Annotated in this window: 14 protein-coding genes; all 14 read left to right on the forward strand. The window is 73.4% G+C overall.

Annotated features, from left to right (window positions below; genetic code table 11):
• Nucleotides 1-117 precede the first annotated feature (117 nt).
• From ACLJQM_RS37785 to ACLJQM_RS37850, 14 genes are read left to right on the forward strand one after another with little or no spacing between them, the layout of a single operon-like run.
• Nucleotides 118-1,383 (forward strand): glutamate-5-semialdehyde dehydrogenase, encoded by a 1,266-nt coding sequence (locus ACLJQM_RS37785; RefSeq protein WP_410635117.1) that lies wholly within the window; start codon nt 118-120, stop codon nt 1,381-1,383.
• Nucleotides 1,383-2,126 carry an alpha/beta fold hydrolase gene (locus ACLJQM_RS37790; protein WP_410635119.1) on the forward strand — a complete coding sequence of 248 codons (744 nt, stop codon included), beginning with the start codon at nt 1,383-1,385 and terminating at the stop codon, nt 2,124-2,126. Before ACLJQM_RS37785 ends, ACLJQM_RS37790 begins: the two co-directional genes overlap by 1 nt.
• Nucleotides 2,123-2,410, forward strand: coding sequence for an acyl carrier protein (locus ACLJQM_RS37795; RefSeq protein WP_360776900.1), 288 nt, complete (start codon nt 2,123-2,125; stop codon nt 2,408-2,410). The genes ACLJQM_RS37790 and ACLJQM_RS37795 overlap by 4 nt, the downstream gene beginning before the upstream one ends.
• Nucleotides 2,407-3,759, forward strand: coding sequence for a TrpB-like pyridoxal phosphate-dependent enzyme (locus ACLJQM_RS37800; RefSeq protein ID WP_410635120.1), 1,353 nt, complete (start codon nt 2,407-2,409; stop codon nt 3,757-3,759). The genes ACLJQM_RS37795 and ACLJQM_RS37800 overlap by 4 nt, the downstream gene beginning before the upstream one ends.
• Nucleotides 3,752-4,855, forward strand: a complete 1,104-nt coding sequence (locus ACLJQM_RS37805; RefSeq protein WP_410635121.1) for an acyl carrier protein — start codon at nt 3,752-3,754, stop codon at nt 4,853-4,855. Before ACLJQM_RS37800 ends, ACLJQM_RS37805 begins: the two co-directional genes overlap by 8 nt.
• Nucleotides 4,852-6,354, forward strand: coding sequence for a class I adenylate-forming enzyme family protein (locus ACLJQM_RS37810; RefSeq protein WP_410635123.1), 1,503 nt, complete (start codon nt 4,852-4,854; stop codon nt 6,352-6,354). Before ACLJQM_RS37805 ends, ACLJQM_RS37810 begins: the two co-directional genes overlap by 4 nt.
• A complete protein-coding gene (locus ACLJQM_RS37815) occupies nt 6,338-7,615 on the forward strand; it encodes a type III PLP-dependent enzyme (protein ID WP_410635125.1) in 1,278 nt (425 codons plus the stop codon). Before ACLJQM_RS37810 ends, ACLJQM_RS37815 begins: the two co-directional genes overlap by 17 nt.
• 2 nt (nt 7,616-7,617) lie before the next feature.
• Nucleotides 7,618-7,869 (forward strand): phosphopantetheine-binding protein, encoded by a 252-nt coding sequence (locus ACLJQM_RS37820; protein ID WP_247022770.1) that lies wholly within the window; start codon nt 7,618-7,620, stop codon nt 7,867-7,869.
• Nucleotides 7,866-9,017: an acyl-CoA dehydrogenase family protein gene (locus ACLJQM_RS37825; protein WP_360776890.1), complete on the forward strand. Its 1,152-nt coding sequence runs from the start codon at nt 7,866-7,868 to the stop codon at nt 9,015-9,017. The genes ACLJQM_RS37820 and ACLJQM_RS37825 overlap by 4 nt, the downstream gene beginning before the upstream one ends.
• On the forward strand, nt 9,010-10,104 hold the full coding sequence (locus ACLJQM_RS37830) for an acyl-CoA dehydrogenase family protein (protein WP_410635127.1): 1,095 nt from the start codon (nt 9,010-9,012) through the stop codon (nt 10,102-10,104). The genes ACLJQM_RS37825 and ACLJQM_RS37830 overlap by 8 nt, the downstream gene beginning before the upstream one ends.
• Nucleotides 10,101-10,997, forward strand: coding sequence for a 4'-phosphopantetheinyl transferase family protein (locus ACLJQM_RS37835; protein WP_410635128.1), 897 nt, complete (start codon nt 10,101-10,103; stop codon nt 10,995-10,997). Before ACLJQM_RS37830 ends, ACLJQM_RS37835 begins: the two co-directional genes overlap by 4 nt.
• A 24-nt stretch (nt 10,998-11,021) precedes the next feature.
• The gene (locus tag ACLJQM_RS37840) at nt 11,022-11,957 is read left to right on the forward strand and encodes a hypothetical protein (RefSeq protein WP_410635129.1); all 936 of its coding nucleotides are present in this window, start codon (nt 11,022-11,024) and stop codon (nt 11,955-11,957) included.
• Nucleotides 11,954-13,477: an amino acid adenylation domain-containing protein gene (locus tag ACLJQM_RS37845; RefSeq protein ID WP_410635131.1), complete on the forward strand. Its 1,524-nt coding sequence runs from the start codon at nt 11,954-11,956 to the stop codon at nt 13,475-13,477. Before ACLJQM_RS37840 ends, ACLJQM_RS37845 begins: the two co-directional genes overlap by 4 nt.
• A gap of 26 nt (nt 13,478-13,503) precedes the next feature.
• Complete coding sequence (locus ACLJQM_RS37850; protein WP_410635132.1) at nt 13,504-14,022, forward strand: flavin reductase family protein; 519 nt, start codon at nt 13,504-13,506, stop codon at nt 14,020-14,022.
• The last annotated feature ends 376 nt before the right edge of the window (nt 14,023-14,398 follow it).

Here is a 14,398-nt window from a genome sequence, read left to right on the forward strand (position 1 = left end):
AATGGGGTTATCAAAAGTCTTGATGACCCCATCAACCGGTCCATGATCACATTTGCCCGGATCATTTCCCACTGAGAGCGTGAGGTATCCGACGGGGGAAATCGAGATCGGAGAACAATGGTCGACAAGATCATCGACGCCGCACGTGCGGCGACGACCGCGGCACCGCCGCTGGGCACCGAAGCGTACGGGCGGTTCTGCACCGGGCTGGCCCACCGGCTCACCGCCGCGTGGCCGCGGATCCGCGAAGCGAACGACACCGACGTCGGACGAGCGCGGGAGCAAGGCCTGCCCGACGTGCTCGTCGACCGGCTCCGGCTGACCGAGGACCACCTCGCCGCACTGGTCGCCTTGACTTCGACGGTCACCGGCGAACTGGACGAGCTGACCAGCCGCCCGCCGGGCACCCCGATCGGCGACTGGGGCGTGCGGCACCGCGTGCCGCGGCCGCTGGGCGTGGTGCTGATGATCTTCGACGCCCGCCCGACCGTCACCGTCGAGGGCGCGCTGCTGAACGTGGCCGCCGGGAACGCGGTGATCCTGCGTGGTGGCAAGGAGATCGCGCGGACCAACGCCGAGCTCGGCGCCGCCGTCTCCGCCGCGCTGGCGGACGCGGGACTGCCGGCGGGCCTGGTCTCCGTGCTGGACGACCCCAGCCGCTCGGTGCTGCGCGACCTGCTGCGCCGCCCGGACGCGATCGACGTGCTCATCCCGCGCGGCAGCCCGTCCCTCATCGACTACTGCCACCGCGCGAGCACCATCCCGGTGCTGGCCAGCGGCGGCGGCGTCAACCACCTCTACGTGCACTCGAGCGCCGACCTGGCCCAGGCGGTCGAGATCGCGCTGGACAGCAAGCTCCCCGCGCCGGCCGGCTGCACCTCGCTGGAGGTCGCGCTGGTCGACCGCCCGGTGGCCGACGAATTCGTGAAGGCGTTGCTGGAAGGAGCCCGCCACGACGGCCGCCCGCTGACCATCCGGGTCGGCGAAGGCCTGGCGCGGCCGGAGACCACCGGCGACTGGCGGGTGGAGGCGCTGGGAGAGCACGACCTGGGCCGCGAGTTCCTCGACAGCACGATCGGCGTGGTGGCGGTGGACTCCCCCGGCGAGGCCGTGGAGTTCATCCAGCAGCACGGTTCCGGCCACAGCGAGGCGATCGCGGCGACCGACCCGGCGGTCACCGGCGAGTTCACGAACCGGGTCGACGCGGCCACGATCGTCGTCAACGGTTCCCTGCGCCTCAACGACGGACCCACGCTGGAACTGGGCTCGGAAATCGCGATCAGCACCAGCAGGCTGCACGCCCGCGGGCCGATCACGCTGGCCGCGCTGGTGAACTACTGCTGGGTGATCGAGGCCAACGGCCGGCTGCGCGAGGCGAGCTGATGCCGACCCTGACGACGGCGCCGCCGCCGTTGCTGCTCCCGCTCAGCCGGCGGCCGCAAGCGTCGCAGGCGGTGCTCGTGCACCCCGGCGGCGGTGGCCTGAGCCCCTACACCCCGCTGGCCGTGCGGCTGGCCCGCCGCAACGGCGTGAGCGGGATCCGGGCCGGCGGGTTGTTCGCCGGTGAGCGGCCCGACGACAACATCGAGACCATGGTCGAGCGGTACCTGCCGCTGCTGGACACCCTGCCCCGCCGCCCGGAACTGCTCATCGGCTGGTCGATGGGCGGCGTCCTCGCCTGGGAACTGGGCGCGCGCCTGGCCCGGACCGGGCCCGCTCCCGCCGTCGTGATGATCGACAGCTTCACCCGCCGCGACGAGTTCGGCTCGGTGCACCGCGCCGACGTCGTCGAGCGGATCATGCGGTCGGTGCACGCCAAGGTCGCGCCCCGCGACCAGCGCTGGGCCGAAGCCACCGCCCACGCGCACGTCACCGCGTCGGGACGGCACCGGGTGACCAGCACCCACCCCGGCCCGGCGCTGCTGATGGCCTGCGCGAGCCCGCACCGCGACACCCAGGTCGAGAACTGGACCCGGTTGTCCCCGCGGCTGCGGGTCCGCGAACTGGACTGCGGCCACTTCGACGTGTTCGACGGGAAAGCGCTACCCGACGTACTCGCCCACCTCGACGAATTCCTGACCGGAGCACGAAACCGATCCCCGAAACCCCTTGGAGGGCAACGATGACGACCGGACCCGATCGCACTACGGTCTCCGACTCGGTCAAACGCGTGGTGATCGCCGAATCCCGGCTTTCGCTGGCACCGGAGGAGATCCACGACGACGAACCGCTCAACGGCGACCTGCTGCACCTCAACTCGCTGGGGTTCGTCGGCATGCTCGTGCACCTCGAAGACGCGCTCGACGTGACCCTGCCCGACGACCTGTTCGTCGGCCGCACGTTCAAGACCGTCGACGACCTCGTCGACGTCGTCGCCGAAGGCGCCACCGGAACGGAGGCACTGCGATGAGCCGCACTTCCCTGCCCACCAGCTGGCGCAGCGTGCTGCCGCACCTGGACGAGCCGCTGCCCCCGGACCAGAGCCCGGAGTCGCCCGCGGGCGGCTCGGACGCCGGCGTGTCGGTGAACCTGCCGTTCGCGCTGGTCCGCCAGTCCACCCAGAACCGCGAGTTCTGGGACATCCCCGCCGAGGTGCTCGACGCCTACCGCAGCTTCCGGCCCACCCCGCTGTGGCGGGCCCGCCGGTTCGAGGACGCCATCGGCGCGCGGGTGCCGATCTACGTCAAGTACGAGGGCGGCAACATCTCCGGCAGCCACAAGCTGAACACCGCGCTCGCGCAGGCCCACTACTACGCCAAGGCCGGCGTGAAGGAACTGGTCACCGGCACCGGGGCCGGGCAGTGGGGCACCGCTCTCGCCGCCGCCTGCACGATGTTCGGGTTGCGCTGCCGGGTGTTCATGGTCGGCACGAGCCTGCAGAAGAAGCCCTACCGGGGCACGCTGATGCGGGCTCTCGGCGCCACCGTGCACGCCAGCCCGAGCGACCTGACCGACGTCGCCGCCCGTGTCGGCGGCGGGGTGAACAGCCTCGCGCTGGCCATCGGGGAAGCCGTCGAGTACGCCGGGCGCACCGAAGGGGCCGCGTTCTGCATCGGCAGCGGCGAGACCTACAGCATCCTGCACCAGTCCGTGATCGGGCTGGAGACCATCGAGCAGCTCGCCGAGCTGGAGGCCACTGTGGACAGTGTGGTCGGCTGCGTCGGCGCCGGCTCGAACTTCGGCGGGATCGCGCTGCCCTTCTTCGCCGACGCCGCGACGACCGGGGCGGAGTGCCCGCAGCTGGTGGCCGCGGAGTCCAGCACCACCCCGAAGCTCACCCGAGGCGTCTACGCCTACGACAAGACCGACGCCACCGGGGTCAGCCCGATGGAGGCGATGTACACGATCGGCTCCAGCTACCCGATCCCCGACTCGCACTCGGCCGGCCTGCGCTTCCACGGCGCCGCGAAGGTCATTTCCGCCATGCGGCACCGGGACCAGGTCACCGCGCAGGCCGTCGGCCAGGTCGAGGCGCTGGAGGCCGGCCGGGCCTTCACGCGGTCGGAAATGGTGCTCCCCGCACCGGAATCCGGGCACGCGCTGGCCGTCGCCGCGCGCCTGGCCACCGACGGCGGGTCGGACCGCGGCGTGGTCGCCTGCGTGAGCGGGCACGGCTACCTCGACCTGTCGGCCTACCAGCAGCTGCTCGACGGCGAGCTCACCGCCGAGCCGCCCGCGGAGCAGGCGCTCGTGTCGGCGATGGATCGGCTGAAGCCGGTCCAGGGACTCGCGGTCGCGGGGAGTGGTCACCATGGCTGAGCAGCTGGACCACCGCCTCTTCGACTGCGTCCAGGTCAACCTGGCCGAACTCGCCGACCGCCTGCACGGTCCGGGCAGCCACCTCGCGATGGGCCGCGTCCTGCGCTTCTGGCCGCGCCCGGGCGCGGACGCGCTCCCCACCGTCGAGCCGCAGGTCGACTCGCAGGTGGCCGAGTCCGCCGCGCTGCTGGGCTTGCGCGTCACCCGCCGTGCGCGGATCGCGTCCGCCGACGAACTCGAACCGGGCCCCGGCTGCTACGCGGTGGCGGACGCCTACCACCTGCCGTGGGTCCCCTACCACCGCAAGGAGCACCTGCAGCACAGCTTCCTGGTCGAGCCGGACGGCGACGGCGTCGCCGTCGTGGACGGCTACCACAACGACACCCAGTGGGGCGCGGCCCGGCCGGGCCGGTGGACGCTCAGCCGCGAGGAGCTCGCGGAAGCGCTTCCCGAAGGTGCGCTGACGTTCGACATCGCCGCCGGGGACCGTCCCGCCGACCGCACGCCGCTGGTCGAACTGGCCGACGCCGGCACGTACGTCGCGGCCTACGCCGACCACCCGGACCGGGTGCGGGCGGTGCGGGGGCTGACGCTGCAAACGTGGCTGCTGAGCCGCAGCCGCCACCTGCACGCCGCGGCCATGGGACTGGACACCGACACCGTCCGGGCGCACCTCGGCGAGTGGAACGCGCTCGCGAAGCAGGTCTACCTGGCGAGCCGCCGGGTCTCCGCGGGCCGGGCGGAACCGCGCGCGGTGTACGACCGGCTCCTCGAGTGCCTCGCGACCGACCACGTCGCGTTCACCGAGCCCACCGAGCCGGTGGTGGTGTCCACAGTGGACAGCGACGAGGTGCCGACCGGGGTGCGCGACTCCGTCACCGCGGTGATCGGGACCGTGCTGGGCACCCCGCCCCCGGCCGACGCCCGCACGCTCGGCGAGATCCCCGGCTTCAGCTCGTTCCGCATGATGGAGATCGTCGAGCGGATCGAAAGCGACCTCGGCGTCGAATTCGCCGCCGAGGACCTGGTCCCGGAAAAACTCACCCACGTCGACGGCCTGTGCCGGGCTGTCCTGGCCGCAGGAGGAACCCGATGACCTACGCACCGCGAGTGCTCCACGAACTGCTCGACCACGCCGCCCGGCTGTGGCCGAACCGGACCGCGCTGACCTGCCGCGGCACCTCGGCGACCTACGAGGAGCTCGCCGGCGCCGCCCAGCGGGTCGCCGCTTCGCTCGCCGTCCGGGGCGCCCGCCGCGGCGACCGGCTGCTGATCAACGCCCCGGCGAGCACGCTGCTGCCCGCCGTGGTCTTCGGCGCCGCCCGGGCCGGGGTCGCGTTTTCGCTGCTGCACGAACAGGTTCGCGGCAGCAGCCTCGACCACGTGCTCGCCGACTCCGAGCCGGTGCTCGTGGTGACCGACGACGAGGACGTGCGGAAGTCGGCCGAAACCGCCGGCGTCCCGACGGCTTCGGTGGCGGAGCTGGCCGCCGGTCCGGGCCGGACCGTCGACCTACCCGCTCCCCCGCTGCCGGTCGACCCGGTGTGCCTGATCTACACCTCGGGCACGACGTCCCTGCCCAAGGCCGTGGTCAGCACGCACCAGCAGCTGCTGTTCGCCACCGGCGCGATCGCGTCGGTGCTCGAGTACCGCACCGACGACGTCGTCTACAGCCCGCTGCCGCTGTCCTTCGACTACGGCCTGTACCAGGTGTTCCTGTCCGTCACGGCGGGGTCGAACCTGGTGCTGGGCGCGCCCACCGAGGTGGGACCGTCGCTGGTCGGCAACCTGGTGCGCTCGGGCGCCACCGTGCTGCCCGCCGTCCCGGCCGTCGCCGAGGCGCTCAGCGCGTTGCTGCGGCGCCGCCCGAAGCCCGCACCCGACCTGCGGCTGCTCACCAACACCGGCGCGGCGATGCCCACCGGCACGCTGGAATCCCTGCGTGCGGCCATCCCCGGCCTGCGCGTGCAGCTGATGTTCGGGCTGACCGAGTGCAAGCGCGCCACCATCATGCCGGTGGACGGCGACCTGGACCGGCCCGGTTCCAGCGGCCGCGCCCTGCCCGGCACGGAGGTCTTCGTCATCGACGACGCCGGCGAGCGGCTGCCCGCCGGGGAGGTCGGCGAGATCGTGGTGCGCGGCCCGAACGTGATGGCCGGGTACTGGCGCCGTCCCGAGCTCACCGCGCAGAAGTTCCCGCGCGTGGACGGGCTGTTCCCGGAGCTGCGCACCGGCGACTACGGCCGCCTCGACGAGCAGGGCTACCTCTACTTCGACGGCCGCCGCGACGACATCTACAAGGAGCGCGGGTTCCGCGTCAGCGCCACGGAAGTCGAGTCCGCCGCGCGCGGGGTGCCCGGTGTCCGCGAAGCCGCGGTGCTGGTCCCGAAGGACACCCGGCCGGCCTGGCTGTTCGTCACCGGCGAGCTGGCCGCCGAGGGCGTGCTCGACGGGATGCGCACCCGGATCGAGGAGTTCAAGATCCCGGCGAGCTGCCTGCGCGTGGAGACGCTTCCGTTGACCGGCAACGGGAAGGTCGACCGCAAGGCGCTGGCGTCGATGGCCGAGGAGGTGTCCGGTGGAGCTGCTCGCTGAGCGACCCGCGGGGCTCCCGGAGCTGCCCGGCGGACTCGCCGGGCTGCCCACCCCCGCCTACGTCTACGACCTCGCCGAGGTCCGCCGCAACCACCGGCGGCTCGACGGCGCCCTGCCCGGGGGCACCGGGCTGCTGTACTCGCTCAAGGCCAACCCGCACCCGGACGTGCTGAGCACGTTGCGCGAAGCCGGTGCCCGACCGGAGGTCTGCTCCACGGGCGAGCTGCGGGCCGCGCTCGACGCCGGCTGGCCGGGCGCGCAGGTGCTCTACACCGGACCCGCCAAGCGGGACGCCGAGATCACGGCCGCGCTGCGGGCCGGCGTGCGGGAGTTCTCCGTGGACTCCCCGCACGCCATCACCCAGCTCGACCGGCTCGCCGGCGAGACCGGGGTCCGCGCCCGCTACCTGCTGCGCGTCAACGACGACCAGCCGGTACCGGGGCAGGGCCTCGCGATGACCGGCGTGCCCTCGCAGTTCGGCGCCGACACCGGCTGGATCGTCGCCGAACCCGCCCGCTTCGCCGGCGGCGAGCACGCCGAGGCGGTGGGGTTGCACCTGTACATGGGCACCAACCTGACCGAAGTGGACGACCTGCTCGGGCAGTTCCGCCGGGCGCTGGCCACCGCCGCGCGGCTGCGGGAAGCCCTGGCCCCGCACGGGGTCCGCTTCCGGACCCTCGACCTGGGCGGCGGTTTCGGTGCCCCGTTCGCGAAGGACGGCACCGCCGTCGACCTGCCCGGGCTGCGTGAAGGCCTTGAGACGCTGTTCGCCGAGGAGTTGCCGGGCTGGCGCGAAGAGGGCCCGGAAATCGTGTTCGAATCCGGGCGTTATCTCGTCGGCACAGCGGGCACCCTCGTCACGGCGGTGCTGGACGTCAAGCGCTCGCACGGCAAGGACATCGTCGTGCTGGAGTCGGGCATCAACCACCTCGGCGGCATGTCGGGGATGCGGCGGCTGCCCCCGCTCGCACCCCGCCTGCTCGGCCCGGGCGGCCCGGACGTCCTGGAGGCGCTCGTCGCCGGTCCGCTGTGCACGCCGCTGGACACCTGGGCGCGCACCGCGAAACTGCCCGAACTGAGCCCTGGCGACCTGGTCGCGGTGCCGAACGTCGGCGCCTACGGGCTGTACGCCAGCCTCGTCGCCTTCCTGGGCCACCCCCTGCCGGCGGAGGTCGTCGTCGACGGCGACCGCCCCGGCGCCCCCGCGCGGACCTCCCGCGTGGGCCTGGTCAGGACCACTGACCCCCGAGATGAGGAGTGAACATGGACCCCCGCATGGCCGAACTGCTGACCCCGTACCTGAAGTTCCTCAACGGCCGCGAGCTCGGCCCGGACGACTCCCTGCGCGAGCGCGGGCTCGACTCGATGCAGTCGATCAACGTGCTGTTCGAGATCGAGGACGTCTTCGGCGTCTCCCTGCCGGACGAGGACATCACCGACGCGACCTTCGCCACCGGCGGCACGCTGTGGACCGCCGTGCAGGCCCAGCTCGAGCGCGAGGGGGTCTCGTCATGACCACCGCCCCGCTCGCCGAACTCGTCGGGCGCGTGACCAAGGTCGCCGAGGAGCACGTCCGCCGGACCGACGACGAAGCGACGTTCCCGGTGGAGGCGCTCGACGAGCTGCGCGCGACCGGACTGCTCGGGCTGCTGGTGCCCGCCGAAGACGGCGGGCTCGGTGGATCGCTGGCCGACGTGCTCGAGGCCAGCACCGAGCTGGGCCGCGTGGACATGTCGCTGGCGATGATCTTCGCGATGCACTGCCAGCAGGTCGCCGCCGTGCTCGCGCACGCCGAAGGCAAGCTGCGCGCGGAGCTCGTGCCGGAGATCGCCGCGGGCCGGCTCTACCTCGGCTCGGTGACCACCGAGGCGGGCAAGGGCGGGCACCTGCTGACCGCCGAGTCCGCCGCCGCGTGGCAGAACGGCGAGCTGCTCGTCGACCGCTTCGCCCCGATCGTCACCGGGGGCAAGCAGGCCGACGGGTTCCTCATCACGATGCGGTCGCCGGACTCCGAAGCCGACAACCAGGTGTCGCTGGTCTACGCGTCCCGCGAGCAGGTGGAGATCGAGCCCGCCGGTGGCTGGAACCCGCTGGGCATGCGGGCCAGCGACAGCGGGGCCATGAAGCTGCGCGGCCGGCTGCCCGCCCACCAGGTCGTCGGGCGGCACGGCGACTTCCACACCATCGTCACCACCGTGTTCGGACCGCTGGCCCACCTCGGCTGGGCGTCCTGCTGGCTGGGCACGGCGGCCGGGGCGCTGTCGCGGGTGATCGCGTCGGTGCGCGGCAGCCGCGGCAAGACGGACCTGAACTCGGAGCTGCTGCTGACGCGACTGTCGCGGTCGCGCCAGCGGCTGGACACCGTGCACGCGCTGATCGGGCACGCTCGCCAGGTGGTCGAGACCACCGCGGACCTGAGCGTGCCGAAGGTGCAGCTGCTGATCAACGCCGTGAAGATCACCGCGGCCGAGGAGTGCTACCGCGCGGTCGACGAGCTGGTCGACGCGGTCGGGATGCGCCACGGCTACCTGCGGGACTCCCCCACGCGGCTGGAGCAGTCGCTGCGGGACCTGCGTTCGGCGGTGCTGAACTACAGCAACGACCGGCTGCACCTCGCCGACGGCCGGCTCACCCTCCTCGACCAGGAGGTGCGCTTTGCCTGACACAGCCCTCCTGGACGGCGGCGTGCTGTCCACTGTGGATGCGGCGGCCGGCGGCGCCCGGGTGTGGCAGCGGCTCGGTTCGGCCGGCGTGCTGCGCGACCAGTACCGGCAGCGCACGCCGACCGGCCTGGTCGCCGACCCCGCGCGGCTCGCGGCCACCCTGCGCGAGGTCGACGCTCGCGGCGACAACGGGATCACGTTGAGCGTGCTGGTCCAGTCGGCGAGCGCCCTGCCGATCCTGGCCGCCGGCACCGGGCCGGAGTTCGACCGCGTCGCCGACGGCGACTGCGAGGTCGCGCTGGCCGCCACGGACACCGCGGCGGCCGGCTCCGACCTCACCGGGCTCGGCACCGAAGCCGAGATCGACGGCGACACGGTCCGGCTGGACGGCGGGAAGCGGTGGGTGACCACGGCGACCCGGGCGGCGTACTTCCTGGTGCTGGCCCGGCACCGGCCCGGGCGGCACTTCACGGCGTTCACCTGGGTCCTGGTCCCGGCGGACGCGGCGGGCGTGCGCGTCACCCCGGCGACGACGACGCTCCTGGCGGGCGCGGGCATCGGCCACGTCGAGTTCTGCGACGTCCGGCTGCCCGCGTCGGCGGTGCTCGGCCGGCAGGGCCGCGGTTTGGCGCTGTTCGCCCGGCACATGGGCACCGAGCGCCTCGCCGGCGCTCAGTGGGCCGCCGCGCTCACCAGCCGGGTGCTGGCGGAGACGCGGGAGTCGTTGACGCGGCGGGAGATCGACGGCCGCGCGCTGTGGGACCACGACTCGATCCGCCAGGAGTTCGCGGCCTGCCTGGTGCGGGTGCGCTCGTTGCGCGCGCTGCACGAGGCGCTGGGCGAGCGGGTGGTGACGGACCACGACACGACGAGCGCGGCCCTGCTGAAGGCGTCGATCGGCCTGACGGCCGACGAGGTCCTGTCCAGCTGCGCCCGCTGGCGCGGCGCCGACGGCTTCGCCGACGACGGCCTCCAGCTGGTCCGCGCGGAAGCGGCGGTGTTCGGCATCGGCGGCGGGGTGACCGAGCTGATGCTCGGCGCGATCGCCGACGACGCCGAGTCCCTGCTCACGGAGCTGCAGACATGAACACCCGAGCGGACGGCGGGCCGGCGCGGGACCACTTCGGCCTTTCCCATGACGGTGCCAGGCACGCCCCCGCACCTTGCCGCGAAAGCACCCCCACCCCCGCACTTTCACGTGAAAGTGCGGCCCTCGAACCGGCACTTTCACGTGAAAGTGCGGGCCTTGGAGCGGCGCTCTCCCGTGAATACGCCGCCGCCCGACGCCAGGCCGTCACCGTCGCCGGCCTCGGCGAGCCGCGGGTCGACCCCCACGGTCACCCCGAAGTGACCGCCGACGGCACCCCGGTCGCTCCCGGCGTCTGGGTCGCCTCGGCCGACCGCACCGACCTCGGCGACGGACCCGTCCACCCGGACGACCTCGCCGAAGCCGCCACCCGGCCGGCCTGGCACCGCCCCGAATTCCTCGCCGGGCGGCACCTCCTCCGGCGCCTGCTCCGGCGGGTGCGGCCCGACCTGGCCGCGCTGCCCGTCCACGCCGACCCGGCCGGGAAGCCCCGGCTGCACGGCGCCCCGGACCTCGCGCTGCCCGGCATCACCGTCTCCCACGACGGGGAGCGGATCGCGGCGGCCGTCTGCGCGCACGGGGACGTCGGCGTCGACGTCCAGCTGCCGCCGGACCGGCTGAGCGACTCGGCCGTCCGCCGGTGCCTGGGCTCGCACGCCGCCGCCGTCGCCGGGCTGCCCCGGCTGCTGCGCGCGAAGGAGTTCGCCTGGGTGTGGACCGTGCAGGAGGCGTGCGTCAAGGCGGCCGGCACCGGCATGAGCGGGCGGCCCTGGTCGATCGACGTCCCGCCCGGCGCGCTGTCCGGGCGCTGGGGCGGCTTCACCTGGCTGAGCTTGCGCACCCGGTCGCCGGTGCCGCTGAGCTGCGCCTTCCACCCCGCACCCCACCGGTGACCCACCACGACAAGGGAGGTCGACGTGCACCTCATCAATGCCCCGGACGTAGTCCCGGAACTCAGCTGCTACACCACCAACCTGGTGGCCTACCTCGAAGTCGACGACCCCGGCGTCAAGACCCGGCTGGCGCACGCCGTCCGGCTGGCGGTCCGCAGCGACAGCGGGCCCGGGGACCTGGTGTTCTCCCAGCACACCCGCGTCGACGACGGCGCGCCGCTCGGCTACTTCGGCGCGACCGGCTGGGAGGGGGCCGCGGCCGGGTTCCACGCCGAGATCGCCCAGTCGGGGCGGGTGCTGACCGTCGCCGACACCTTCCACCTGCCCTGGTCGCCGGCGTACGAGATCGCGCACTCGCCGCACTGGCTGCTGCTGCTCGCCCGGCGTGACGGGCGGTGGCTGGTGGCCGACCACTTCCGCGCGCTGACCCCGCTGGGCGAACAGGAACCGTTCCTCGGCTGGCTGGACGACGCCACGCTGGAGCGCGCGCTGGCCCCGCACGCGCCGTGGCCGGCGGAGATCGCCAACCGCGACCGCTACGCGCTCGGCACCGCCGCCGAACCGGTGCACGCCGACCGGTTCCGCTGGCTGGCCCGCACCACCGGCGAGACCCCCGCCGACGACCCGGCCCCCTGGACGCACGGCCTGCCCGAGACGCTCGAGCGCGTCAGCGACGTGCTGACCGGGGACGAGACCGCCGCCGCCCGCTACGGCGACGACCTCTGGGCGGCGAGCCGGCACTACACCTACCACCTCGAAGTGCTCGCCGCGAACGGCGACATCTGCGCGGAGGCCGCGGCCGCGGCGGCGGTCAGCTGGGGCGAGCTGCCGAAGGTCGTCCGGTTCGCCGCGGAATCCGCCGTCCGGGGGCGGCCGCGCGCCGGCCTGCTGCGGCGGACCTTCGACGACCTGCTGCGCGTCCAGGAAAAGACGACCACCGAGCCCGTATCGGAGGCATGAGCACCATGGAGACCCTGTACCAGTGGTTCGCCGAGTCGGCCGAAAAGCACGCCGCCGAACCCGCGCTCGAAGTCGGAGCGCGCACCCTGACCTACGCCGGACTGCGAGAGCTCGCCGGGCACATCGCCGCCGAAGCCGTCACCGCGGTGGGGTCCGTGCCCGCGCGGATCGGCATCCTGGCCGAGCGCAGCGTGCTGACGTACGCCGGTTACCTGGCCGCGCACCGGCTCGGCAGCACCGCCGTCCCGCTCAACCCGGCCTTTCCCCAAGAGCGCAACCGGATGATCGCCGAGGCCGCCGGCCTGGACCTGGTCCTCACCGAGGAGACGGCCGGCCTCGGCGTGCCGGAACTGGTGATGGCCGAACCCGGCGACGGCGCCGCGCGCACCCCGCCGGAGCCGCGCACCGGTGACCTGGCCTACATCCTGTTCACCTCGGGCTCGACCGGGAAGCCCAAGGGCGTCCCGATCCGGCACCGCAACGTCTGCTCCTACCTCGGCCACGTCGTGCCGCGGTACGGGATGGCGCCGGGCAGCCGCGTCTCGCAGACGTTCGACCTGACCTTCGACCTGTCGGTGTTCGACATGTTCACGGCGTGGAGCGGCGGTGCGACGCTCGTCGTCCCCAGCCGCGAGGACCTGCTGGCGCCGGTGCGGTTCGTCGCGGAGAAGCGGCTCACGCACTGGTTCGCCGTGCCGTCGATGGTGTCCTACGCCCAGCGGCTGCGCAGCCTGCGGCCGGACAGCATGCCGTCGCTGCGCTGGAGCCTCTTCTGCGGCGAGCCGCTGACCACGCACCAGGCCGAGGCGTGGCAGCGCGCCGCGCCCGGCGGCGTCGTGGAAAACCTGTACGGGCCCACGGAACTGACGATCAGCTGCGCGGAGTTCCGGCTGCCTGCCGACCCGGCGGACTGGCCGGTGACGCCCAACGGGACCGTGCCGATCGGGCGACCCCACCCCAGCGTCAGCCACGTCGTGCTCGACGACCAGGGCCGTCCCGCCGTGGAAGGCGAACTCTGCGCGCGCGGCCCCCAGCGCTTCCCCGGCTACCTCGACCCGGCCGCCAACGAAGGCCGGTTCTACCACTTCGGCCCGGGCGAGGAGACCGCGCGGCTGCACGGCGCGGACGACGAGCTCGACGACACCGCCTGGTACCGCACCGGCGACCGGGTGTCCTGGCAGGACGGTGCCCTCGTCCACTTGGGACGGTCGGACCAGCAGGTGAAGGTGCAGGGCTACCGCGTCGAGCTCGGCGAGATCGAGGCCGTGCTGCGGGACCAGGAGGCGGTTCGCGACGCGATCGTGCTGGCCCTGCCCGGCAGCGGCGGCACGACCGAGCTCGAAGCGGTGTGCACGGGTTCGGGCCTCGACCCCGACCGGCTGCTCACCGCGGCGGCCGCCCGGCTGCCCGGGTACATGGTGCCCCGGCGGCTCACCGTGCTGGACGCGCTGCCGCTCAACGTCAACGGCAAGATCGACCGTTCGGCACTCACCGCGCACGCGATCGGGCAGCGCGGATGACCGCCGGCGCACCGGAAGGGAAGACCATGGGAACCGCACAAGCCACCCAGTCCCCGCTCGCCACCGTGCCGGACCTGGTGCCGACGGAAGGGTTCTGCCGCGCGATCGCGAAACTGCCGACCGGCGTCACGGTCCTGACGACGGTCACCGAGGACACCCCCGTCGGCTGCACGGCCAACGCGGTGATGTCCCTTTCGGCGGACACCCCGAGCGTCCTGGTGTCATTGGGCACCCACAGCCGCACCCTCGCGGCGATCCTCGACACGGGATCGTTCGCCGTCAACACGCTGTCCTGGTCCCAGCGGGCGCTGACCCGCAAATTCGCGACGGGCAGCCCGGCCGAGCGCTTCGACGGCGTCCCGTGGCAACCGGAGCACAGCATCCCGGTGCTCTCGGCGGCGGGGATGGCCCTGGTCTGCGAGGTGGGAGACACCGCGACGCTGCTGGACCACACGGTGGTGGTGGGCAAGGTGGTCTGGCTGCGGGACACGAACGCGGCCCCGACGGTGCTTTACGGGAGGGAGCAGTACCCGTTGGGGGCTTGAGGAGCCGGAGAGCCCGGCCCGCCGGATCGGCGGGCCGGGCTTTTTGCTGTGCGCTGCTGGCCCACAGTGCCTCACGGGCGGCGGCGAAACCCTCTCGAGGATGAGCGATCAGGAACGCCCGGCACCGGCTTCCCGGAAGGCCCGGCGCTCGGCCTGCTTCCGGCGGGCCCGGCGCTCGGCTGCTTCCGGCGCCCTCGCCCGCTTCCGGCAAGCCGGCCCTCGGTCGGCCGCGTCCCCAGCCGGATCGGCACCGGCCCGCGAGGTCTGCGTGCCGCAACCCCGCACCGCAATCGTCGGCGGCAGGCCCCTTGGCGATCCCAGACGCTCGAAGCCCGAAAAGCCCGGTCCGCCGGATCGGCGGGCCGGGCTTCTTGCC

This window comes from Amycolatopsis sp. cmx-4-83, from assembly GCF_046548815.1.
Classification (GTDB): Bacteria; Actinomycetota; Actinomycetes; order Mycobacteriales; family Pseudonocardiaceae; genus Amycolatopsis; species Amycolatopsis pretoriensis_A.

Excerpts from the sequence above, each read along its gene's own strand:
- ACLJQM_RS37785 (WP_410635117.1), top strand. The coding sequence starts at position 118 with ATGGTCGACAAGATCATCGACGCCGCACGTGCGGCGACGACCGCGGCA.
- ACLJQM_RS37790 (WP_410635119.1), top strand. The coding sequence starts at position 1,383 with ATGCCGACCCTGACGACGGCGCCGCCGCCGTTGCTGCTCCCGCTCAGC.
- ACLJQM_RS37795 (WP_360776900.1), top strand. The coding sequence starts at position 2,123 with ATGACGACCGGACCCGATCGCACTACGGTCTCCGACTCGGTCAAACGC.
- ACLJQM_RS37800 (WP_410635120.1), top strand. The coding sequence starts at position 2,407 with ATGAGCCGCACTTCCCTGCCCACCAGCTGGCGCAGCGTGCTGCCGCAC.
- ACLJQM_RS37805 (WP_410635121.1), top strand. The coding sequence starts at position 3,752 with ATGGCTGAGCAGCTGGACCACCGCCTCTTCGACTGCGTCCAGGTCAAC.
- ACLJQM_RS37810 (WP_410635123.1), top strand. The coding sequence starts at position 4,852 with ATGACCTACGCACCGCGAGTGCTCCACGAACTGCTCGACCACGCCGCC.
- ACLJQM_RS37820 (WP_247022770.1), top strand. The coding sequence starts at position 7,618 with ATGGACCCCCGCATGGCCGAACTGCTGACCCCGTACCTGAAGTTCCTC.
- ACLJQM_RS37825 (WP_360776890.1), top strand. The coding sequence starts at position 7,866 with ATGACCACCGCCCCGCTCGCCGAACTCGTCGGGCGCGTGACCAAGGTC.
- ACLJQM_RS37835 (WP_410635128.1), top strand. The coding sequence starts at position 10,101 with ATGAACACCCGAGCGGACGGCGGGCCGGCGCGGGACCACTTCGGCCTT.
- ACLJQM_RS37845 (WP_410635131.1), top strand. The coding sequence starts at position 11,954 with ATGAGCACCATGGAGACCCTGTACCAGTGGTTCGCCGAGTCGGCCGAA.
- ACLJQM_RS37850 (WP_410635132.1), top strand. The coding sequence starts at position 13,504 with ATGGGAACCGCACAAGCCACCCAGTCCCCGCTCGCCACCGTGCCGGAC.